Origin of the sequence: Cohnella algarum (assembly GCF_016937515.1) — a bacterium.
In the GTDB taxonomy this organism is placed as follows: domain Bacteria; phylum Bacillota; class Bacilli; order Paenibacillales; family Paenibacillaceae; genus Cohnella; species Cohnella algarum.
In genome coordinates, this window is the sequence record NZ_JAFHKM010000002.1 from 4,128,349 (window position 1) to 4,151,366 (window position 23,018).

Here is a 23,018-nt window from a genome sequence, read left to right on the forward strand (position 1 = left end):
GGATGGGGAAAACGGAGCGTGCCTGGCAGGAACTTGATCTGAAATGGAAAATCGGACAGCTGTTCGTCTGCGGCTTCGACGGCCTTTCGCCCTCGGCGGGCATCGAGCGGCTGATCGGGGAGTACGGCATCGGGGGCGTCGTCTATTTTCGGCGCAATTTGCGGGATGCGAAACAGGCCGCCGCATTGTCGGCGCAGCTCCAAAGCTTGTCGTCGGTCCCGCTGCTGACGGCCATCGACCAGGAAGGAGGAATGGTCGTGCGGCTGGAGGAAGGCGTCGCCGTCATGCCGGGCGCGATGGCTGTCGGCGCGGCCGGCAACCCGGAGCTGACGTACGAAGCCGCGTTTCTGGCGGGCCAGGAGCTTCGGTCGATCGGAATCAACCTGAATTTCGCGCCGTGCCTGGACGTCAACAACAATCCGGAAAATCCGGTGATCGGCGTCCGCTCCTACGGCGAAAATCCCGAAGCGGTGGCCGCTCTCGGCGTTCAAGCGCTGCGGGGCTACCAGGACGGCGGCGTGGCGGCGGCGGCCAAGCATTTTCCCGGACACGGCGATACGACGGCGGATTCCCATCGCGAGCTGCCGGTCGTGCCGCACGGACGGGACCGGCTGGACGCGGTCGAGCTGCTGCCGTTCCGGGCGGCGATCGCCGCCGGGGTCGACGCGATCATGACCGCGCACGTCGTGTTTCCGGCGTACGAGCCGGACGGGACGCCGGCGACGTTGTCCCGTCGCATTCTGACGGGACTGCTGCGCGAGCGGCTGGCGTTCCGGGGCGTCGTCGTGACCGACTGCCTGGAGATGAACGCGATCGCGGGGACGATCGGCGTCGCGCGCGGAGCGGTCGAAGCCGTCAAGGGGGGCGCCGATCTGGTGCTCGTCAGCCATCGGCTGGACCGGCAAATCGCGGCGCTCGAAGCGGTGCACGAAGCGGTGCTCGCCGGCGAAATTCCGCTGTCCCGAATCGACGAGGCGGTGGACCGCGTGTGGCGGCTGAAGGAGAAGCGGGGGCTGCTGCGGGCCGAAGCGGAAAAGGTAGCCGAGTCCGAGGCCCGCCGCGATGCCGCCGGCCGACCCCGGGGCGCCGCCGAATCCGCCGGAGAAGCCGCGGCTTCCCGGTCATCGGCGCCGCCCGCGTCCGGCATCCCCGTCCGGACGGCCGCGGACGACGCGGCCGCGAGGCTCTCCGAAGCGGCCGTCACGGTCGTGAAGGGAGAAGCGCTGCTGCCGCTCCCGCGCGAAAAGCGCGTACTGGCCGTATGGGCGGAGGCGAGAGTCGGAACCGAGGTGGTCGAGGCGATCGAACAGGAACGGACGCTGGGGGCCGCGCTCCGGGAGGAAGGGTACGCGGTCGCCGAGCTGCGCATCGGCCTCGACCCGACGGCGGCGGAACGGGAAGCCGTCCTGCGGGAAGCGGAGACGGCGGAAACGGTCGTGTTCGCGTCCTACGATGCGGCGTTTCACGCCGGGCAAGCCGCCCTCGCGAACGAGCTTTGCGGACGGCCGGACAGCGCGTTTGTCCTTGCCGCCGTCCGAACGCCTTACGATTTGTCGGCCGTGCCCGCCGCCCCTCTTTATATTTGCGCTTACGAAAATAAACCGGCGATGATGGCCGCGCTCGCGGGCGTCCTCGCGGGGAGACTGCCCGCCGGAGGCGTCCTGCCGGTAACCGTCGGAGCGTATCCGGCCGGAAGACGCGGTTAAGGGAAATCGCGTTTTCCGGTGTGTTAAAGCCATAAAGTCTGCGTTAAAAGCCTGCCGCTCCCGCGTCCGAACGGGAAGCCGCGGGCTCTTTATTTTACGAACGGGAACCGGTTCTGCTAAACTGAAGCTACTTTGTACAGACACCGGGGGCTTTGTCATGGCCAGAACGAAGAGCCGGCGCGGCGCCGGCGCGAACGGAATCGCGTTTTCCGGCTTAACGGGCAAAATTGCCGAATGGAGCCTGTTTTCCAAATTTTTTTACGGCATCATCGCCATTGTCATTACGGTGTTGTGCTTCTCCAGCGTCACCTCCTATCTGTATTCGCGGCAAATATTCGAACGCCAGGCGGCCGAGACGGCAACGCGTCTCGTGAACAACATCAATACCGGGTTCGAGGACAACCTTGACCAGGTGGACCGGATGATCATGTCCATCTATCTCGAAGCCGAAGACGACGATTCGAAGACGAGCATGAAGGAAGCGCTCTCCCCCGAGCCTTACGCTAACGTAACCGAGCAGTATGAAGCGCAGCTGGTCGTGCAGCGGTTTTACGAAAGGCTGCTTTACCTCCGCAAGGACTTCAACGGCATTTATATTTACGTGTCCCCCGAGAAGCAGTTTTCCTACGCCGCCTACGGCACGGCCAAATGGGGGTACGACCCGACGGTCGAATCCTGGTACGCCAAAACGGTCGCCGCCGGCGGAAGAACGGTCATCTCCCCGCCCCACGAACCGTTTCAATTGACGTACGACAAGCAGGTAATCTCTTTTTCCCGCGTGCTCAAAGGGATCGTACAGGACAATATCAACGTGCCCGACGGCGTCATTTTGATCGATTTGTCCATAGACGCGCTGACCGATATCGTCGAAAAGGCCGACATCCGGCCGCCGACCGGCATTTTGCTATTGGACGAGACGGGCGAGACCGTCTATTCGCATGCGCTCGATCTTCCCCGGGGCAGGCTGGACGACGCGATTATCGAGCGAATGAGCCGGCAGGCGAGCGGATCGTTTACGGCGGAAGTGAACGGGATCCGTTACTTGCTGTCGTACAGCACGATCGAAGTGACCGGCTGGAAATCGCTGACGCTGACTCCCTATTCGGAGCTGAACAAGGCGGGCAACCGGCTGCTGCTGATCCATCTTTTGATCGGGCTGATCGCGATTTTGCTGACGATTTTGATCGCCTATCTGCTGGCCAATCGGATTTTCAAGCCGATTTTCGAGCTGAAAAAGGGGATGGCCCGCGTGAAGCAGGGCAATTTCGACGTTGCGCTTCAGCCGTCCTCGGGGGATGAGCTCGGCCAGCTCGTGCTGAGCTTCAACAGCATGACCAATACGATCAAAAGTCTGATCGTCGAAAAGTACGAGGAGGAGATCGCCCGCAAAAACGCGGAATTCAACTATCTGCAATCGCAGATCAATCCGCATTTTATTTACAATACGCTGCAAATCGTCAGCGGCATGGCGGCGCTCCACAAAGTGCCGGACATCGGGACGGTTTCCAAAAATTTGGCCAAAATGCTTCGCTACGGCATCAATTTGCAGCAGCGGACGGTGCCGATCCGCGATGAGATCGACAACGTCACCTGCTATATGGACATCCAGAAGCTGAGGTTCAGAGGATTTTTCGATTTCGATCTGGATGTCGACGAAGATATTTACTCGTGCTACACGATCAAATTGATTTTGCAGCCGCTTGTCGAGAACGCGATCGCGCACGGACTCGAAGCGAAGGGAGAAGGCGGCCGCGTTCGCGTCTCGGGCAAGCGGTCCGGGCAGGAAGTCGTGTTTGAAATCTACGACAACGGAGCCGGCATGACGGAGGAAGAGGTCGTGGCGCTTATGGCGTCGATCCGTTCGCCGGAGCAGGCGGAGCGAGGCGGGAGCCCGAAGCCGGATTCGGCAAAAGGGAGCCACAATTTCGTGGGCTTGCGCAACATTCATCAGCGAATTCAAACGATGTTCGGGGAGCCTTACGGCCTTTCGATCGACAGTTCCAAAAACGAATGGACCCGGGTCATCATCCGGATCCCGGTCCGAACGACAAGCGAGGGGTAAACGATGCTGCGAGTATTGATCGTCGACGACGAGGAGTGGACCCGGATCAGCATTCGGGAACAAATGGACTGGGCGAAGCTCGGGATGGAAATTGCCGGGGAGGCGCGCAACGGGCAGGCGGCGCTCGAAATGATTCGCGAAAATCCGCCCCATCTGCTCATTACCGACATCCGGATGCCCGTCATGGACGGCATTCAGCTGCTGGAGCGGGTGCATCGGGAATTTCCGCATATCCTTTGCGTGATGCTGAGCGGATATTCGGAATTCGAATACGCGCAAAAAGCGGTCACCTACCAGGCGTTCGATTACGTATTGAAGCCGATCGACGAGGATCAGCTGGAGCGCACGCTGCTCCGGGCAGCCGCGAAGCTGAAAGAAGACGAAACGCGCGAAAACAGCCTCATCGAGCTGCATATTAAAGTCAACGAAAGCGGACCGCTGACGAAGGAACGGCTGTTGACGCGGCTGGCGACCGAACCGGGCTTAAACGCCTCCCAAATTCGGCAAACGGCGGCCAAAGCCGGTCTGGCCGAGCTGTGGCCGAAAATGGCGGTTTTGGTTTTGCAGGCGGACAACTTCGCGGAAATCGCGCGAACGAAATATAAAAGCGATGCGGGACTGACCAGCTTCGTCATGCTGAACTTGCTGGAAGAGCTGTTGCAGCCGCTTGGCGACGGAGTCGTCTTCCGCAAATACGGGCAGCAGAACGAGTTCGTCTGGATCAAAGGGCTCGACGAAGCGGACGACGAGCGGGAATTGAACGAGCTTTACGCGGGCATTCATTCGGTCATGGACAAAATCGAAAGGCTGAACGGGCTTCGGCTGATCGCCGGAGTCGGCAGGGAATTCACCGATGCGGCCGACGCGGTCCATTCGTACGAGGAAGCGGCCGAGGCGGTTCGCAACGCCGGCATCGTGCACGAAGGCCGGATCGTGCATACCGACGAGGTCAGCAGCCGAAACCAGTATTACATGTATCCGGACGACAAGGAAAAAGCGCTTTTGTACTACGTGGAAAACGGATATCGGCGCCAGGTGCGCGATCAGGTCGGCATGCTTTTCGACGAATGGAAAGCGAGCGTCACGATCCATCCCGACAGCATCCGCAATACGATGCATGAGCTGACGGTCAGCGTCCGCAAGCTGCTGAAGAAATACAACGCCGTTTTGGAGCAGGTGCTGCAGCCGTCCGAGCAGGCGGGCATCGCCTGGTCCGAGCTGCAATCGTACGATCAGATGAAGCAGGGGCTCGAGGCGATGCTGGAGGCCGTCATGGCGTTTCTGGGCTCGGCGCAGAAGACCGGAGCGAAAAAGGCGGTCGGCGAAATCATTCACTATATCGACAAGAATTACGGACGCGAAATTTCCTTGTACGGCGTTGCGGAAACGTTCCATCTGAACCCGGCCTATTTGTCGAGAATGTTCAAAAACGAAGCGGGAACGACGTTTAACGAATACGTCAGCCAGGTTCGCATGGAAGCCGCCGCCCGATTGTTGAGCGAGGAACAGCTTAAAGTGAACGACATTTCCGCGCTGGTCGGCTACGAGAATGTCAGCTATTTTTTGAAAAAGTTCAAGGATTACTACGGATGCACGCCTTCGGAATACCGGAAAAACAGAACTTGATACAAGATTGCATAGATAAAAGTATCTATGTATTTACTGTGCTTAAGCCTTCTGACTCATTTACAAAAAAAGGATTTTTTACTTATAATCTTTATAAAACCATAAATGAGGTGAAAATATACTAAAGAATAAGGCCGTGTTAATTTTCGGGAGGTAAGTATGAGATTTAAAGAAATTTTATCCTTGGGTGGATTTGTATTGGTAATTGGAGCGGCTATAGCCCTATCGTCCGGTGAAATTAAGGCAACTGGAGAGAAGACACTAATCGAACAACTGGAGGCAGGCACTGCACACATACAATACCAAGAACCTATGTTTGAACAATGGAAAGACGATCCTAAACTCATCCAAGAAATTGTAGACACTTGGGACCGTAGCCAAGCTATCATAGAAAAGAACTTGATTGAGGAATTAAGTACAGAAAACGGTTGGCAAAGGATAAACAGTGCGGATGTTAGTATAGAATTCACCAATTATCTTACCCAAAAAGAAGCATTTTCTTTTAATGCTGCTTTCATGGGAAAAGCGCGTCAGGATGCATTAAAGATTGGGGATTACTGGCCGGCGTTATTGTTAAATAAAGAGCAAGGTAAAGCCTATCTATTCTGGGAACGAAAAAATGGAAATGCTGTCGTGGTGACCCTCTTGACTAAGGTAAATGAAGATGGAGTTCGTGAATGGTATGAAAAAGGTCCGGCTGAAGAATATGCTAAGTAACGATTCGAAAAAGTAAAACGAATCCCTTCAAACAGATACAGACAATAAAATAAATATAAAGTCAAATTAAGCGGCCTTAGTCCAAAATTTTTGCGACTAAGGTCGCATTCTTTTCACAAAGTAAAAAAAGTATAACGAAACAGGTCAAAGGATTGGAATGTGCCGCCGAAAGCCTACGGCTAGGGTCTGTCAATAATTTTGTGTAAACTCTTTTATAGGCATCTCTCCGAAGGGGAGATTAGCCTCCTCAAGGTAAGTGCTGGCCGATCCGGTCCGGAAAGAAGACGGAGAGCTGCAGGAGCATCTGTCCCCAGTTTTGAACACGACCGGTCCATTTGCGGGTGACGTCCATCGTGACTAAGTACAGCATCTTCAGTAGCGCCTCGTCGCTTGGGAAGATGCTTTTCCCTTTGGTGACTTTTCGCAATTGGCGATGATAGCTCTCAATCATGTTCGTCGTGTAGATGAGCTTACGAAGCTCAGGCGGATACTTGAAGAAGGTGGCGAGTTCGTCCCAATTGCTGCGCCATGAGCGGACAATAAGGGGATACTTGGCGCCCCACGTCTCCTCAAAGCGGTCGAGTTCCAGCAGAGCCATTTCCTCCGTAGCAGCCTTGTAGATGGGCTTCAGATCGGCCGTCACCTTCTTCAGATCCTTGTAGGAGACGTAGCGCGTGGAGTTGCGGATCTGGTGGATGATGCACTTCTGAATCTCCGTCTTCGGATAACAGGCAGAGATCGCCTGGGAGAAGCCCGTGAGGTTGTCGACACAGGTGATAAGGATGTCCTGAACGCCGCGATTCTTAAGATCGTTCAAGACGCTCAGCCAGAACTTCGCGGACTCGTTCTCGCCGATCCACATGCCCAGCACGTCCTTGTTGCCGTCCATGTCGATCCCAATGACCATGTAGGCAGCTTTGTTCACGATCGCCCCGTCTTGCTTCACCTTGAAGTGGATGGCGTCCAGGAAGACGACCGCGTATACGCCCTGCAACGGCCGATTCTGCCACTCTTTGATGAGCGGAATGATCTTATTCGTGACATTGGAAATAAAGGTTGGCGAGACCTCCAAACCATAGAGATTCTGCAGATGGTCCTGGATCTCCCGCGTGCTGACGCCTTTGGCGTACAGGGCGACGATCTGATCCTCGATCCCCGTCACGTTGGACTGATGCTTCTTCACCACGAGCGGCTCGAACTCGCCCAGGCGATCCCGTGGCACGGCAATCTCCTGGTCGCCGTACTCGCTAGTGACGATTTTCTTGCTCTTACCGTTGCGACTGTTCTTCGTCTGCTTGTTCTGCACGTCATGCTTGCTATAGCCCAGGTGCGTATCCATTTCGGCCTCTAGCATTTCTTGCAGCGTTTCGGCAAACAGGTCCTTTAGCGCATTCTGCGCATCCTGTGCGGTGACCAGATTATTCTCCTTGATGAAACTCCGCAGCTGCTCTTTCGTCCATAATCCCATGTGTGCTCCCCAACCTCTCCATGATTTCATTTTAGTAGGTTTGAGAGTTTACACAAAGTATTTTACAGACTCTACGGCTATAATGAACGACGAGGACATCTTATTCATATACGGAGGGGTCAACATGACACGCAAAAAGAAAACGTTAGCCATCGGCGCGGCGATCGCGCTGGCGGCGACGGTGCTGACGGCTTGCGGATCGAACAACGATTCCGCGCCCGCGGGTTCCGGCGGATCGGAAGGCGAAGGAGCGTCGACGCTGCGTTATTTGACGTGGACATATTCCGGCCGGAACGTTTCCACCGACGCCTGGATCCAGGACGCGAAGGATCAGCTGAACGTTACGATCGATATGCAAAACGTGCCGAGCGACCAATACGGAACGACGCTGAAAACGAAGTTTGCGTCCGACGACTTGCCGGATCTCGTCATGACGCACGGCATCGATAAAAATTTGTATATGATCGCGGAAAAGCTGTCGATTCAGTCGGATCAATTCGTCGACTTGTCCGATCTGCCTTCGGTCGCGGAGTTTTTGCCGTCGGTCATCGAAGCCCGCAAAAATAACCCGGACGGCAAGCTTTATTATGTCCCGGTATCGACGAACGCGCTCGGCGTGCTGTACAACAAGCAGGTTTTCGAGGACAACGGCATTGCGGTTCCGACCAATATCGAGGAGTATACGGCGGCGATGGATAAGCTGAAGGCGGCCGGCATCGCGCCGATGGCCGGCGGCTTCAAGGACACGTGGGCCGCGCAAATCGTTCCGTTCATCGCCTTCGGCCAATATATCAACGCGAAGGACGAAACGATCCGGGAAAAGCTGGCGACCGGAGAGCTGAAGTACGCCGACATTGCGGACGACGTGAAGAAGGTGCTGAACGTTCAACTTGACTGGGCGGAAAAAGGCTACTTCTCCGACGATTACCTCGGCACCGACGCCAATATCGCCAGCCAGATGGTGGCGACCGGCAAAGCCGCGATGATGGTAACCGGAACGTGGCAGCTCAGCGTCATCCAAAGCGCCAATCCGGACGCCGAAATCGGCTTCTTCCCGCTGCCGCTGAACGAGCCGGGCGAACCGACGGTGCTGCCGACCAGCGCCGACGAAGGCATGATGATCAACGCGAAGACGAAGGACGTCGAAACGGCGAAGAAGGCGATGGATCTCTATTTGAGCGCCGAGAACCAATCCCGGATCATTCAGGACCTGAACGGCATCCCGACCAACACGAAGGTGCAGGTCGACAATCCGTTCGTCGAGGAAGTGCAGGGCTATATGGAAACGGCGGAGGTGCAGCCGGACTGGTGGGCGACCAACGGCAACTACCAGCCGACCGGCACGACGTTCAACATGGAAAAACAAATGCAAAATCTGCTGGCGAAAGGCATCACGCCCGACGAATTCATCGCCGATTACGACGCGGCCAACGCCAAAGCGCTGAACAAATAGAGCTGAACAAATAATCGCCCCGCCGTAAACCCGACTGCAGACTTTTGAACCCGCGCGGCCGGCTTCGAACCGTAACGGAGCCGGCCGTACGGCCGTTCAAGGAATGAAAGGACTGCCAAAGATGATCAAACAGAGACGCAATTGGATCGTGGAGATGAAGTGGCTCGTTTTCGTTATTCCCGCTCTCGCGTTTTACCTCGGCTTTTTTTTGATTCCCACGCTTAGCTCGACATATTATTCGTTTACCGATTGGGACGGAATCACGACGGAATTTATCGGCCTCGACAATTACAGGGAGATGTTTCAGGACCGGATGATCCTGGCTTCCTTTCGCAATACGATTTTGTACACGGTCAGCATCACGATTTTGCAAAACGCGATCGGCCTCGCGGCCGCGCTCCTGCTGGTCCGCAAGTTCCGAGGCGTCAACTTCATGCGGACGATGCTGTTCATGCCCTATATTTTCTCGACGCTGCTCATCGGTTACGTTTGGGGCTTCATCCTGGAGCCGAACATCGGCGTCGTCAACAACATTCTGGACGCGCTGCATCTCGAATCGCTCAAAATGGGCTGGCTGAGCGAACCCGGACCGGCCCGCTGGATGATCATTCTGGTCACGATTTGGCAGTGCATGGGCTATTCGATGGTCATCTACATTGCCGGCCTCCAGGGCATTTCCAAGGAATTGTACGAAAGCGGCGATCTGGACGGCGCTTCCCGCTGGAAACGATTCCGGCATATTACGTTCCCGCTGATCGCGCCTTCTTTTACGATCAATATCATTCTCAGCCTCATCGGCAACCTTCAGCTTTTTAACCAGATTTACGCCTTGACGGGGGGCGGGCCGGGCTACGAAACCGAATCGGTCGCCACGATGATTTATCAGCTCGGCTTCGGCAGCGGCATCCGCTGGGGATACGGGTCCGCGCTGTCCGTGACGCTGTTCGTCTGCATTTTGATCATCACGGTCGTCATGGTGACGATTTTGCGCAAAAGAGAGGTGGACATGTAATGAACCGTTCGCTGCCTCTGCTCGGCCGGATCGGAAAGGCGCTGCTGTGGTGCTTTACGCTGGTCTATATTTATCCGATCGTCCTGATTTTTCTGTCCGCGTTCAAGACGCCGGCCGATCTTGCGGCCAATCCGTTCGGACTCCCGGAAGCGTGGACGGGCGCTTCGTTCTCGAAGGCGTTCGATACGATGCATTATTTTCGTTCGATCCTCAATACGATCGGCATCGCCGTCGTGTCCGTCGCGGGCGTCGTCATCTTCGCCTCCATGGCGGCTTACGCGATCTCCCGGCGCAACAATCGCTTCTACAACGCGGTGTACTTGCTGTTCCTGGCGGGGATGATCGTGCCGTTTCAAATGGCGATGATTCCGTTGTACAAGGTGCTGCAAGGCCTGGATATCATCAACACGTACCAGGGCGTCATTTTCATTTATCTCGGCATGCTGGCTCCGTTTTCGGTCTTTCTGCTGAGCGGATTCGTGCGGGGCGTCCCGAGGGAGCTCGAGGAAGCCGCGCTCGTCGACGGCTCGGGCATGTATCGGACGTTTTTCCGCATCGTGCTGCCGCTGCTCAAGCCTGCGGTCACGACGGTTACGGTGCTCAACCTGTTCTCGGTCTGGAACGATTTTCTGATGCCGATGCTTTATTTGTCCGACAGCCGCAAGGCGACGATTACGGTGCAGCTGTCGTCGTTCCAGGGCATGTACTACAACGACTGGTCGCTCATCTTCGCTGGCGTTTGCCTGATCGTGCTTCCGATCCTCGTCGTTTATCTGTTTGCCCAGCGTTTCATTATAAGCGGCATTACGGCCGGAGCGGTAAAAGGGTAAACATCGCAAAAAAATGCGCTTTTATCTTAAAATCGATCAACTCGTTTTCGTTTGGAGTGCGGTACTCTAGTATCGGAAGAAAAGCGCGATTCGAGGGGGGCGGCGGATGAACAGCCGGGGCTTGAGGTTTTTGAGTTTTTGGTCGATCAACGACGAGTTGAAAACGGAGCCGCTTCGGGCGCAATTGGACGAGCTGAAAGCGGCGGGGCTGGACGGCGTTATTTTTCATCCCCGGTTTTATCCGAACCGGCCGGCTTATATGAGCGAAGCGTACTTGGACATCGTTTCGGATCTTGTTTTATATGCGAAATCGATCGGCATGGAGTTCTGGCTGTACGACGAAAACGGCTGGCCGTCGGGCACGGCCGGGGGGGAAGTGCTCGCAAGGCGACCGGATTCGACCTATAAATGGGTCAAAGGGACGGAAACGGCAAACGGAGAAATGCGGATTTCGTTCGGGTCGAAGTTCGCGGTGTCTTCGTTCGACTCCGAGACGACCCGGCTTTTTATCGACATTACGCACGAAGGCTACCGGAAGGGCTTGAAGCCCGAAGCCTTCGATTATGTGACCGGCTTCTTTGCGGACGAAGTGGCGTTTCTGGACGGACACGGCATTACGGTCAAAACCGGCGCGCTGCCATGGAACGACCGATTCCCGGAGATGTACGAGGAACGGTACGGCGAAGCGCTTTTTCCGCTGCTGCCCCTTTTGTTCAAGGAAGGGGACGGGTTCGAGCGCGTTCGCGCCCGTTTTTGGGAAATGCTGACGGATGCGCTCGTCGAAGGCTTTTACAAGCCGATCGGGGAGTGGTGCGCGGCGCACGGCAAGCGGTTTACGGCGCATTTGAAGGGCGAGGAAAATCCGTTTTTCCAATTGTCCTACAGCGGTTCGTGCTTCCGGGTGCTGAAGGGGGTCGAGACGCCCGCGATCGATGCGCTGGAACGGTACCCGGGCAACAACTTCTATCCGCGGATCGCCCATTCGGTCGCCGTTCAGCAAGGAAGAAACGGCTGTCTCGCCGAAGCGATGGGCGGCAGCGGCTGGGGCGTTTCGCCGGAATCGTTTGCGAACTATATTTTATGGCTGGCCGGCCACGGCATCGGGGAATTCGTGCTGCACTTGAACCAGTTCAGGCTGAAAACGCAGGCGATCCAGGACTGGCCGCCGTCCATGCCGTCCCATTTGACGTGGAAGGAGGCGTTTCCCGAGCTGCTCGCTTCCGTGAAGGAAAAGGCGTCGCGGCTGCCCGATTTGCGCGCGGAGCCGGACGCGCTCGTCGTCACGCCGACTCGCGGCGTCGCGGCGCTGTTCGATCCGGCCGACGCGGGGCAAATGAACGAGCACGACGGCTCGAGCGTGCCGGACTCGGCGAGCGGGCGAATCAGCAATCGTTTCGTCGAGCTGGTGGAGCGGCTGCATGCGGAAGGTATTCATTACGAGCTGTCCGAGGAGCGGGCGATCGAAGAGGACGGCCGCATCGAGGACGGCAAGCTTTGGATCGGCCGGCGGGCCTACCGCAGCGTCCTTGTCCCGGAGGGCTGCCGCTGGAACGATCCGGAGCAGGAGCGGCGGCTGCGCGACGCCGGCATCCGGGTGCTGGGAGGGGACGACTGGCGGGCGGCGTTTGGCGGACGGCGCGGAGCCATCGTGCCCGCCTCCGCGGAAGCATCGGCTCCAGCCCCGGCGGCTCCGGCTCCGGTTATCCCGGAGCAATCGGAATGGGCGTGCGAAGCGCCGCGAACGAACCGTTTGTCCGTCGAGTTCGAAGCACGTCCGGAGGGCTCGCTTGGGGCGGAGTACGAGCTTGCGCAGCCGGTTCGGATCGGCAGCTTGACGCTCGTGCTTCACGATCCCGTCGCAAGCGCAAGCGTAAACGGTCAAGAGCTTGGCTTGACCGAGGAAGGCGGACGGTTCGCGGCCCGCGTCCCGGACGAGCTGCTCGCCGGGCAAACGAAGCTGTCCGTCCGCGTCGTTCCCGCTCCGGGAGGGGAGCCCCGCCCGGCGGCGTTCCTGCTGGGGAGCTTTGCGGCCCGCAGCCTGTCGCCCTTTGCCGAGAAGGACGGTCGGCAATGGAAAACGGAAGGCCCGTTCGCGCTCGCTCCGATCGGGGAGATCGAGGCCGGAAACTGGATCGTTTCCGGGTTTCCGTTCGCGGGCGAGCCGGCGACGGCCCGCAAAACCGCCACGCTTGCCGAGCCGATCGGCGGCGGGCGGCGCGCGCTGCAATTGACCGGCATAGAGGCGGCAGCCGCCTATGTCCGGGTCGGCGAGACCGGCCTCGGCTGGTGCTGGGGGCCGGAGTGGACGGTCGGGCTGCCGGAAGGGCTGCCGCCCGGAGAGCATGAAATCGCCGTCGACCTGTACCCGAGCACGTTCAACGTGTACGGCCCGCACCGCCATATCGACGGCGACCGGCACTTGACGAGCCCTGCGCAATACGCGGGCGAGAAAAACTTCGCCGACCGGCCGGATGCGCCGGAACGGACGCTTGGCAAGGACTGGCATTTCGCGAAGTGGGAGCTGACCGGACCCGTTCGCATCGTAAGCCTGGACGGAGAGTAAGGCTAAGGCCGCGACTGACCGCGATTGGCGGGAAGCCGCGGCTTTCTTGTGACTCATCCCGCCGCCACCGCACGCGCGCTAACGATTCATTTGAGTCGTGGCGACTCATCTCAGTTCGCCAAACGCATGAAGCCACGCGCACTTGAGTAAAAAATACTCATCTCCCCGGTTTCGCACGCGCGCTAACGATCCAGTTGAGTCGTGGCGACTCATCTCAGCCCGCGTTGGGCATGTTTATGGCAGTCGATGGCGAAGGGGCGTTTGTCTTTATCGGAAGTTAGAAGCTGGCAAGCGTCAAGGGCGAAAATTTCGGATGCACGGCGGGCTGGAAACCGGCGAGTCGATCCGATTACGGATTTGCCGGCAACAGCCCTGCCCGCAACAGCCCTGCCCGCTATGCTATACTTTTTTCAAATAGGAAAAAGTTCGGGAGGAGAACGATGGAGCCGTTTACGCAAAGCGTCATTCGCATTGTCCAAAGCATTCCCGAAGGCAAGGTGATGACCTACGGCCAAATTGCCAGATACGCGGGAAGTCCGCGGGGCGCTCGTCAGGTCGTGCGGATTTTGCATTCGCAAAGCCGCAAGCAGGGACTTCCGTGGCAGCGGGTCGTCAACGCGAAGGGGGAAATCGCTTTGCCGGAAGGGGAAGCTCGATATTCGCAGCTGCATTTGCTGGAGAAAGAGGGCGTCAAATGGGCCGGCAGCGGCAGGGTCGATTTGGCGCAATGTCTGCATGAGCCCGGAATCGAGCAAGGGAGCGAAACGGGATTCGATTGGGAGCCGCGAGCGGAATCCGGAACTGGAACCGAGACGGGGGCCGGGGCGATCTGGGCGTGAATCGCGAAGGCGAAGAAGCTAACGGCCCGGGGCCGGCGCGGATTCGAATCCGGCCGGCATCCGGCACCTGATTTTTCATTGCCGGGCAGGCGCCAAAGGACGTTTCTTTGGCGTTTTTTAATGTTTTCGCGGTCGGCGAGGCGAACGGGTTATGGTATAATACGGGGCAGGAAATGGAAGTGGGGGGAAGAAACGTTATGCCGTATTCTCGCACCCGTTCGAGGCAGAAGTCGCGAAGGCGCGCCCGTCTGCTGCTATACGTGAACCTGTTTTTAATCGTCGCGCTCTTTGCCGTCGTCGGAGTTTGGGGCGCCTCTTGGCTGCAACAGCGAGGGGAAGCGGCGACGGGAGCGCCTCCGGAGACGGAGCAGGCGGCCGGTTCCCCGACCGCGCCCGCAACGGGGACGAACGATTCCGCAAACGCCCCGGAGTCTGCGAACGGAAGCGCGACGGATTCGGCAGGCGAGCCGTCCCGAGAGCCGTCTCAAGAACCGTCGCCGGAGCCGTCGGGCGGAGATTCCGGCAATCGGCCTCCGGAAGCGGGCGGCGGCGATTCGGCCGAGCCCGGGAACGGCGGGCTTCCCGGAGAAGCATCCGGGCCGGACGCCGGCGGGTCGACGGACGGGCCGCAAGTGACGCTCGCTTTTGTCGGGGACATTTTGCCGGCGGCGAGGGTCGGGGAGCTAATGGACAAAAACGGCGTCGATTACCCGTTCGCGGCGTCCAAGAGCATCCTGGAAGCGGCCGACATTACGGCCGGCAATCTGGAGGCGCCGATTACGGAGCGCGGCACCCCCGCGGAAAACAAGAAATACGTTTTTAAAGGCAAGCCCGAATATTTGGCCGGGCTTAAAAACGCAGGCTTCGACATCGTGTCGCTGGCGAACAATCATACGCTAGACCAGGGCTGGGAGGGCCTCAGCGACACGATGGATCATTTGAACGACGCCGGCATCCAGCATGTCGGGGCGGGCCGGGACGATACGGAGGCGTTTACGCCCGTCTATATCGAGAGCAACGGGATCACCGTCGCCTATATCGGGGTGACCAACATCGTGCCCGTAACGGAGTGGAAAGCCGACAAGAACAATCCGGGCGTCGCCGAGGCTTACGATTTGACGCGCTCGAAGGCAGCCATTCAGGCGGCGAGGAAGCTTGCCGACGTCGTTGTCGTAATGGTTCACTGGGGCGAGGAGCTGAACGAAAATCCGGTCGAGCGGCAAACGGACCGAAGCCATGCGTTTATCGATGCCGGCGCCGATCTGGTCATCGGCAGCCACCCGCATATTTTGCAGGGCTTCGAATCGTATAAAGGCAAATGGATCGCGTACAGCCTGGGCAATTTCGTGTTTACGTCGAACGGAAATACGTTGACCCAGCAGACGGGGGTGCTCAACGCGACTTGCGGCAAAGACGGAGGCTGTTCCCTGGCATTCGTGCCGATGTTCGCGGAACAATCGCAGCCCGCGCCGATGGTGCCGATCGATTCCCAACTGCTGCTCGGCCGTCTCGACGATTTGTCCATTCGCGCGGAAGTCGACGAACTGGGCAACATTGTTCCGGCTCCGGATAAAGCCGCAAAAGCCCCGCAACCGGCGGAAAGCTCCGATGGCGCGGAAGGGGAGTCCCCGGAAAAAACGACCGAAAGCGCAACAAACGAGTAGAATCGTCTTCCGGTTCTGCGGCCGAAGGGAGATCCTCAATGGAAGTATCGCAGCAATCGTATCTTCATCCGTGCGTCGCTCATCGCGGCTGGTCCGGAGGAGCGCCGGAAAATACATTGGCAGCCTTCCGTCTGGCGATGAGCGAGCCTTCCGTTCAATGGATCGAACTCGACGTCCATTTAAGCAAGGACGAAGTGCCCGTGGTCATTCATGACGCGACGTTAAACCGGACGACCAATGCCAAGGGCAAAGTTAGGGACAAGACCGCGCAGGAGCTGTCGGCCGTGGACGCGGGCCGGTGGTTTCATCCGATTTACGAGGGCGAGCCGGTCCCGGCGCTGGAGCAGGTGCTGAAGCTCGCGGCGGGCCGCTGCCGGCTGAACATCGAATTGAAGGAAGGCGGGCTCGATAAGGACCTCCTGGCAAAAAACGTAACGGAACTGCTTCGAAGCTACCGGATCGAACAAGAGGCCGTCATCACTTCGTTCGACCCCGAATTGATCGTTGCGGCAAGGCGGCACCTGCCGGAAGTCTGCACCGGTCTGATCGTCGACAAGCGAAGCCCCCGGCTCGTGGAACGATTGCGAGCGCTCGGGGCGGACGTGCTGTCGATCGATTACAGGCGCCTGAACGCCGCCCTGCTGCGGGATGCCGAGGAGGCGGGAATCCGCATCATGGCCTGGACGGTCAACGACCGGCGAGAACTCGCGAAATTGGCCGCGATGCCGCAAGCTTTTCAAATTTGCACCAATTATCCCGACCGTTGGCTTCAAGCGGTCCGACAAGGAGCAGATAGCAGAAGATGAAGAATCCGACTCCCATCCGCAACATCTATTGCGTAGGACGCAATTACCGGCTGCATGCCGCCGAACTCGGAAATGCGGTCCCGGAGAGGCCGATGATTTTCACAAAGCCGACGCACGCGGCCGTGCCGTGGGAGCGCGAGGCGGCGCTGCCGGGCTCGCAAGGCTCGGTCCATTACGAGGCGGAGCTGGTGCTCCTGTTCGCAAAACCCTATGAGCCCGGCGTTTCGCTCGACGACGTCGTGTCGCATTTCACGGTCGGCCTCGATTTTACGCTGCGCGACGTTCAGGACGGAATCAAAGCGAAAGGCTATCCGTGGCTGCCGGCCAAAGGCTTCAAAAACTCGGCCGGGCTCGGCGCCTGGCTGCCGTTTCCCGGAACCGCGGAGCTGGCCGAAAAAGACTTTTCCCTTCGCATCGGCGGGACGGAAGTTCAGCGCGGCAACGTCCGCGACATGGTGTTCGGCCTAGACGAATTGTCCGCCTTCGTCGCGGCCCATTACGGCCTCGGACCGGGCGACGCGCTGTTCACCGGAACGCCGGCGGGCGTCGGGCGGGTAAGCGACGGGGACGAGCTGACGCTCCTCTGGGCCGAGGAATCGGTCGGCAGCGCCGTCGTTAGACTGAAAACGGACGAATAAAGCGCGAAAAGCTCCTTCCCCGCCGCATGGACAGGGGGAGGAGCTTTTCGCGCTTTTGGTCAAAATGCCCAGTTGCCTTTGCGAAAGACGGGTTCTTCCTTGCCGTCTTCGGTAACGCCGAAAATGTCCATTTCCGCCGAGCCGACCATGAAGTCGACGTGCGCCAGGCTGCGGTTCAAGCCTTTCGCCGCAAGCTCCTCCTGCGACATCGACGTACCGTCCTGCAAGCAAAAGGCGTAGGCGCTGCCGATGGCGAAATGGTTGGACGCGTTCTCGTCGAACAGGGTATTGTAGTACAAAATGTTCGATTCCGAAATCGGGGAGCGGTGCGGCACAAGCGCCACTTCGCCGAGCCGGCGCGAACCTTCGTCCATCTCGATGAGCCGCTTGAGCGTTTCTTCGCCCTTTTCCGCTTCCGCCTGCACGATCCGGCCGTTCTCGAACGTCAGCTTGAAGCCGTCGATGACCGTTCCGCCGTAGCTGAGCGGCTTCGTCGCGGAGACATAGCCGCGAGTACGCTCGGCATGCGGCGCGGTAAACACTTCTTCGGTCGGCATATTGGCGACGAAGTTCGTTCCCCGCTCGTTGACGCTGTCGGCCGCCACCCACAGATGGCCGTCCGGAAGACCTACGTACAGATCCGTGCCGGGGGCGACGTAGTGAAGCTCCTTATACTGCTTGGCATTCAAATAATCGGCTTTTTCGTTCAGCGTCGAGATGTGCCGTTCCCAGGCCGCGTTCGGATCCTCCCGGTCGACGCGCACCGCTTGGAAAATCGCTTCCCACAGCTTCGCGACCCGCTCGGTTTCGGGGGCGTCGGGGAACACTTTGGCCGCCCACGCCTCGGAAGGAGCGGCGACGACGCACCAGCTGAATTTGTTGGCTTGCGAATATTGCCTGTATTTGGCCATCGCCTTGCCGTACGTTTTCTGATGGTTGGCGATCCGCTCCTGCGCGACGCCCTTCAGCAAATCCGGGTCGGAGGAGACGACGCTGACGACGGCCGCGTTGTTTTCGACGAGTTCCATCATTTCGCCGGCGTACCATTTCGGTTCCTCCAAAAAAGCCTCGTCCGGCGCATGGTCGTAACGAAGCCGCGCGACGGTGTCGTCCGACCAGTTGACTTTGACGGTATAGGCTCCGGCCTCGTAGCCTTTGCGCGCGATTTCGCGCACGAGCTCGGCGGCGTCGACGGCCGCGTTGACGACAAGCTTTTGGCCGGGTTGCAGATGAACGCCGATGTTCACGATCAGGTCCGCGTAGCGGGCAAGCTTTTCCTGGAACGATGCCATTTACTTTTCCTCCAGTTCGTTGTCTTTTTCGAATACATACAGCCGGCCGTTTTCCGGTACGAAAAAGGACGGTCCCTTGAAGCCTCTTGCGATGAGCTCTTTGCGCAAATAGACCATCATCGCGGCATGGCTGACGATAAGCGTGTCGGCTTCGGATTCCGAGAGCGCCTCGTCGAGCACGCGCGCGATGCGCCGCTTCGCTTCCTTGATGTCCCGCCGCGACTTGCGGTTGATCCATTCCGACGCCCGGATGAGCACGAACCAGGCCGGAACGGGCAGCTTCAGCCAACGGCCGAACTCCGGCGCCGGAATTTCCCGAAGATCGGGAAGGAAACGCACGGGTCCCCGGAAAACATGTTCGGCCGTTTTGGCGGCTCGCGGCAGGTCGCTGGAAAAGCAGCGGCTCCAGCGGGTATCGCCGAGCGCGGTCGTTCCCAATTCGATATCGGCTTCCTCGTACTCGGCGAACCAGCGTCCAAGCTCCGCTCCCGATACGAGCTTTTTGTCCGGGAGCGGCTTCAATACCCGGTAGTGGCGAATCAATCCGATTTTCATATTTGGAATGATAGCCCATTTGCCGACTCATTTCAACCGGAGCCCGCAAGACGATTGTATCCCTCTTTTATCGGAATGACGCACTTACTTCGGGCCCGATCCCTTTTACAATAAAGATACAGCAAGCAACCAAATTTTGTTTGGGAGGGTCTTACACGTGAAAAAGAAATGGACATCCGTCTTGGCCGTCTCCGTCGCTTTATCCGCGGTCTTGGCCGGGTGCGGCGGCAACGGCAACGCTCCGGAAGCGAGCGGCAGCCCGTCGGCAAGCCCGAGCCCGAGCGCTTCGGCATCGCCGAGCGAATCCCCGTCTCCGGAGAAGGTTGAAAACTTTACGGTATCGCTCCGTCATATTCAAATCGGCGATCCGCAGAAGTTCCGCAAAGCGATTCTCGACGACGTCGTCAAAAAAACCGAAGAAGAAGTGCCCGGCCTCAAATTCGAGCTGGACGGCGTGGAAGACAGCGTCAACCGCTTCACGAAGCTTCCGGCCGAAATGGCCGCCGGCAATCCTCCTAAAATCATGTCCATCTTCGGCGGCGCGGGCGACACGCAAAAATACGCAAAGGCGGGACGCCTGCTCGATCTGACGCCGATTCTCGACGAGCTGGGGCTTAAGGACCAGTTCCTCAACGTGCTCGACCCGTTCTCGGTCGACGGCAAAGTATACGGGCTGCCGATCGGCGGCAATACCGAGGGCATTTTCTACAACACCGAATTGTTCGCGCAGTACGGCCTGAACCCGCCGACGACGTGGGACGATCTGATCAAGGCGGCCGATACGCTGAAGGAAAACGGCATCACGCCGTTCGCCGTAGGCTCCAAGGGCGCATGGGTGCCGAACATGACGATCAACACGTTCATCGGCCGCCTGGCCGGGCCCGAGACGATCACGGGCTTCACGACAGGCGCCGCCAAGTGGAATTCGCCCGACGTCGTCGCAGCCTATACGCTCTACAAGGAATGGGTCGATAAAGGGTACTTCACGAAGGGCGAGCTGGGCAAGGAATACGGCGACATGCTGAACGATTTCGTGGCGGGCAAAGCCGGGATGATGTTCGACGGTTCGTGGCGCTCCTCGGCGTTCAAGAACGATGCCGTAGGCGCGGCCGTCGCCGGCAAGGTGGCGTTCGTGACGCTGCCGGCGCTGCCGAACGGCAAGGGCGACCAAACGTCCGTCAACGCCAACTACGGCGAAGGCTACGGCTTCTCCGCCGATCTGAACGAAAACGAGCTGAAAGCGGTCAAAGCGTTCATCAAAAATATGTACAGCGACGAAATGCAGCTTCGCGGCTTGCTCGAGGACGGCGTGCTGCCTTCGATGAAGCTGTCGGAGGCGTCCGTCGCCCAGGTGAGCGACCCGATCGTGAAGCAGGTGCTCGACGTATTGAACGGAGCGGGCGTGACGTTCCCGCATTTCGATTCCGTCGTTCAATCGAAAGTTTACACCGAAACCGAGACGCAGCTGCAAAAGCTGATCGCCGGCAAAGCGACGCCTCAGGAAGTGGCCGACGCCATCCAGAAGGTGCAGGACGCCGAAAACGCGGCCGCAGTCCAATAACGTTTGCAAAGGGGAGAGGAGCCGCCCGGGTTGCGGGCGGCTCCTTGCTCTTCCCGACTTTAACGACGGCGGAGGAGTTTCACCATGAAAAATGCGCTTCGCAATCCTTATGTATATTTGATGTTCGTTTTGCCTACGATCGCGCTTTACTTTCTGTTTTTCATCTATCCGATGCTTACTTCCGTATATTACGGATTTACGGACTGGGACGGGCTCAACCGGCAAAATTTCATCGGCTTCGACAATTTCGCCACCGCCTTTCAAGACCCCGAGTTTCGGGCCTCGATCGTGAACAACGTCTATATTTTGCTGTTTTCGTGCTGCGTGCAGGTGCCGCTCATCGTCGTTTTCTCCCTGCTTATCAGCAACGTCAAACGGTTTCAGGGATTTTACAAAACGACCGTGTTCATGCCGTCCATTCTGTCCACCTCGGTCATCGGCATTTTGTGGGGGTACATTTACGATCCGGACGTGGGGCTCCTCAACAATTTGCTGGGGCTGCTCGGCATCGACCCGATCTACTGGCTGGCGGAATCGCGGTGGGCGATGATCTCGATTTTGATCACGAACGCCTGGCAGTGGATGGGCTTTTATATCGTCCTCATTCTCGCCGCCATCCTGGCCATCCCGAGGGACATCGACGAGGCGGCCAAAATCGACGGCGCGACCGGCGTGCAGCGGGCGTGGTACTTGACCGTGCCGCTCATCAAACCGATCGTCAACGTCGTCATCATGCTGTCGATCGCGGGCGCCCTGCGCGTCGTCGACATCGTGCTCGTCATGACGAACGGGGGGCCGGCGGGCGCGACCGAAGTGATGGCTTCCTACATGGTGAACAAAGCGATCAAGTACGGGGAATACGGCTACGGCACGGCGCTGTCGATCGTCATTTTCATTTTTGCGCTCGTTCTTACCGCCCTGTACCAGGTCTTGTTCGCGAGAAGACAGGAAAGGATTGAATACTGATGCCGGCCGCCGTCAAAAAAACGATACCGCATGTCGTCATGATGGCGTACGTCGTCGTCATTCTGCTGCCGTTCCTGTTCGTCCTGCTGTCTTCTTTCAAGGCGAACAATACCGAGATCGCGACGCGCCCGTTCGGCCTGCCGACCGTTTGGGAATTCGGGAATTACAAGGAAGCGTGGGTCAAGGCGAACATCAACGTCTATTTTTTCAACAGCCTGTACTTGTCGCTCTCCTCGGCGGTCGTCGGCGTCCTGCTGGCGGCGGGAACCGCGTTCGCGCTGACCCGCATGAAGTTCGTCCGGGCAAGCGGCTGGATTTACCAGTTCGTGCTGATCGGCATGCTTATCCCCGGCAACGTGCTGTTTATCGCGCAATATTTGCTCGTGCGGAATCTGGGCATCCTGAACACGCATTGGTCGCTGTTTTTGCCGTATACGGCCGGAGCGCTGCCGCTCAGCGTCCTGCTGATCTCGGCGTTCATGCGTTCGATTCCGAACGAGCTGGAAGAAGCGGCGATCGTCGACGGCCTGAGCGCCCCGGGGCTGTTTTTCCGGATCGTGCTGCCGCTGACGGTGCCGGCTCTCGTGACGGTGTTCATCGTCAATTTTCTGGGCAACTGGAACGAATACTTGCTGGCGAATTTCTTTTTGAGCAAGGACTCGCTTCGGACGCTTCCGACCGGCATGGTCGGCTTTCGCGACGCGTTCCAAACGAATTACGCGCTCGTCTGCACCGGCATCGTGTTCAGCGTCGTGCCGGTTCTCGTCATCTACGCCTTCCTGCAGAAAAAAATCATCGAAGGGCTGACGGCGGGAAGCGTTAAGGGGTAAGGTTCGCCCTCCATTCGGTCTTCTCGGCCGGCGGAGGGCAATTTCGTAGGCTAAAAGAAAGTTCAGGTTATTTGCCGTGCGAAAGCGCCCGGACAAGTTTGCTTGGATCGGACGCGCCGCTCGGGCAGCGGGAACCTTTCTCCAGCGGCATCGCCTCCGTCCGTGCCGAAAGTCGGCTCGGCCCTTCGGGGGCAACGGTCGAGTTGTGGATACTCATCCGAACCGGTTATACGCGTGCGGCCGTACTCAGTGGGGTAAATGTTACTCACCTCGGCCGGTCAAACGCATGCGGCCGGGATCAGTTGGGTAAATTTTACTCATTTCGGCCGGTCAATCGTGTGCCGCCGGTATCAGTTGGGTAAATTTTACTCACCTCGGCCGGTCAAACGCATGCGCCCGGGATCAGTTGGGTAAATTTTACTCATCTCGG

At 58.4% G+C, this 23,018-nt stretch carries 18 protein-coding genes; 15 read left to right on the forward strand and 3 right to left on the reverse strand.

All coding sequences use genetic code 11. The features are described from left to right. Nucleotides 1–2: 2 nt before the first annotated feature. From nagZ to JW799_RS18455, 4 genes are all read left to right on the forward strand, one after another. Entirely contained in the window at nucleotides 3–1,706 is a 1,704-nt protein-coding gene (gene nagZ / locus JW799_RS18440) for a beta-N-acetylhexosaminidase (RefSeq protein WP_205431069.1), read from the forward strand. A 157-nt stretch (nucleotides 1,707–1,863) separates the two neighbouring features. Next, nucleotides 1,864–3,768, forward strand: a complete 1,905-nt coding sequence (locus JW799_RS18445; RefSeq protein ID WP_205431071.1) for a cache domain-containing sensor histidine kinase — start codon at nucleotides 1,864–1,866, stop codon at nucleotides 3,766–3,768. 3 nt (nucleotides 3,769–3,771) lie between these two features. After that, a complete protein-coding gene (locus JW799_RS18450; RefSeq protein ID WP_205431073.1) occupies nucleotides 3,772–5,394 on the forward strand; it encodes a response regulator in 1,623 nt (540 codons plus the stop codon). 159 nt (nucleotides 5,395–5,553) lie between these two features. Then, entirely contained in the window at nucleotides 5,554–6,111 is a 558-nt protein-coding gene (locus tag JW799_RS18455) for a hypothetical protein (protein ID WP_080840659.1), read from the forward strand. Between the two features lie 247 nt (nucleotides 6,112–6,358). Here JW799_RS18455 and JW799_RS18460 read toward each other — a convergent pair whose 3' ends face one another. Then, nucleotides 6,359–7,579, reverse strand: coding sequence for an IS256 family transposase (locus JW799_RS18460; RefSeq protein ID WP_080831775.1), 1,221 nt, complete (start codon nucleotides 7,577–7,579; stop codon nucleotides 6,359–6,361). A gap of 124 nt (nucleotides 7,580–7,703) precedes the next feature. On the opposite strand from JW799_RS18460, the gene JW799_RS18465 reads away from it, so the two are divergent. The 8 genes from JW799_RS18465 (at nucleotide 7,704) to JW799_RS18500 (ending at nucleotide 17,384) form a co-directional block, all read left to right on the forward strand. Further along, nucleotides 7,704–9,032: an ABC transporter substrate-binding protein gene (locus JW799_RS18465; protein ID WP_176220922.1), complete on the forward strand. Its 1,329-nt coding sequence runs from the start codon at nucleotides 7,704–7,706 to the stop codon at nucleotides 9,030–9,032. 121 nt (nucleotides 9,033–9,153) lie between these two features. After that, nucleotides 9,154–10,044: a carbohydrate ABC transporter permease gene (locus JW799_RS18470; RefSeq protein WP_176220921.1), complete on the forward strand. Its 891-nt coding sequence runs from the start codon at nucleotides 9,154–9,156 to the stop codon at nucleotides 10,042–10,044. After that, nucleotides 10,044–10,874 (forward strand): carbohydrate ABC transporter permease, encoded by an 831-nt coding sequence (locus JW799_RS18475; protein WP_080840655.1) that lies wholly within the window; start codon nucleotides 10,044–10,046, stop codon nucleotides 10,872–10,874. The genes JW799_RS18470 and JW799_RS18475 overlap by 1 nt, the downstream gene beginning before the upstream one ends. Nucleotides 10,875–10,980: 106 nt before the next feature. Further along, the gene (locus JW799_RS18480) at nucleotides 10,981–13,437 is read left to right on the forward strand and encodes a hypothetical protein (RefSeq protein WP_205431075.1); all 2,457 of its coding nucleotides are present in this window, start codon (nucleotides 10,981–10,983) and stop codon (nucleotides 13,435–13,437) included. A 440-nt stretch (nucleotides 13,438–13,877) separates the two neighbouring features. Then, the gene (locus JW799_RS18485; RefSeq protein ID WP_205431077.1) at nucleotides 13,878–14,276 is read left to right on the forward strand and encodes an MGMT family protein; all 399 of its coding nucleotides are present in this window, start codon (nucleotides 13,878–13,880) and stop codon (nucleotides 14,274–14,276) included. Nucleotides 14,277–14,473: 197 nt separating this feature from the next. After that, entirely contained in the window at nucleotides 14,474–15,940 is a 1,467-nt protein-coding gene (locus JW799_RS18490) for a CapA family protein (RefSeq protein WP_240353333.1), read from the forward strand. A gap of 38 nt (nucleotides 15,941–15,978) precedes the next feature. Next, entirely contained in the window at nucleotides 15,979–16,746 is a 768-nt protein-coding gene (locus JW799_RS18495) for a glycerophosphodiester phosphodiesterase (RefSeq protein WP_080840651.1), read from the forward strand. After that, a complete protein-coding gene (locus JW799_RS18500; protein ID WP_205431079.1) occupies nucleotides 16,743–17,384 on the forward strand; it encodes a fumarylacetoacetate hydrolase family protein in 642 nt (213 codons plus the stop codon). Before JW799_RS18495 ends, JW799_RS18500 begins: the two co-directional genes overlap by 4 nt. A 59-nt stretch (nucleotides 17,385–17,443) precedes the next feature. Here JW799_RS18500 and JW799_RS18505 read toward each other — a convergent pair whose 3' ends face one another. Continuing rightward, nucleotides 17,444–18,676, reverse strand: coding sequence for an aminopeptidase (locus JW799_RS18505; protein ID WP_080840649.1), 1,233 nt, complete (start codon nucleotides 18,674–18,676; stop codon nucleotides 17,444–17,446). Beyond that, nucleotides 18,677–19,231, reverse strand: a complete 555-nt coding sequence (locus tag JW799_RS18510) for a histidine phosphatase family protein (protein ID WP_080840648.1) — start codon at nucleotides 19,229–19,231, stop codon at nucleotides 18,677–18,679. A 157-nt stretch (nucleotides 19,232–19,388) separates the two neighbouring features. Between JW799_RS18510 and JW799_RS18515 the strand changes: the two genes are divergently transcribed. From JW799_RS18515 to JW799_RS18525, 3 genes are all read left to right on the forward strand, one after another. Further along, nucleotides 19,389–20,792, forward strand: a complete 1,404-nt coding sequence (locus JW799_RS18515; protein WP_205431095.1) for an extracellular solute-binding protein — start codon at nucleotides 19,389–19,391, stop codon at nucleotides 20,790–20,792. An 84-nt stretch (nucleotides 20,793–20,876) separates the two neighbouring features. Next, nucleotides 20,877–21,758 (forward strand): carbohydrate ABC transporter permease, encoded by an 882-nt coding sequence (locus JW799_RS18520; RefSeq protein ID WP_205431097.1) that lies wholly within the window; start codon nucleotides 20,877–20,879, stop codon nucleotides 21,756–21,758. Further along, nucleotides 21,758–22,588 carry a carbohydrate ABC transporter permease gene (locus JW799_RS18525; protein WP_205431099.1) on the forward strand — a complete coding sequence of 277 codons (831 nt, stop codon included), beginning with the start codon at nucleotides 21,758–21,760 and terminating at the stop codon, nucleotides 22,586–22,588. Before JW799_RS18520 ends, JW799_RS18525 begins: the two co-directional genes overlap by 1 nt. Nucleotides 22,589–23,018 lie beyond the last annotated feature (430 nt).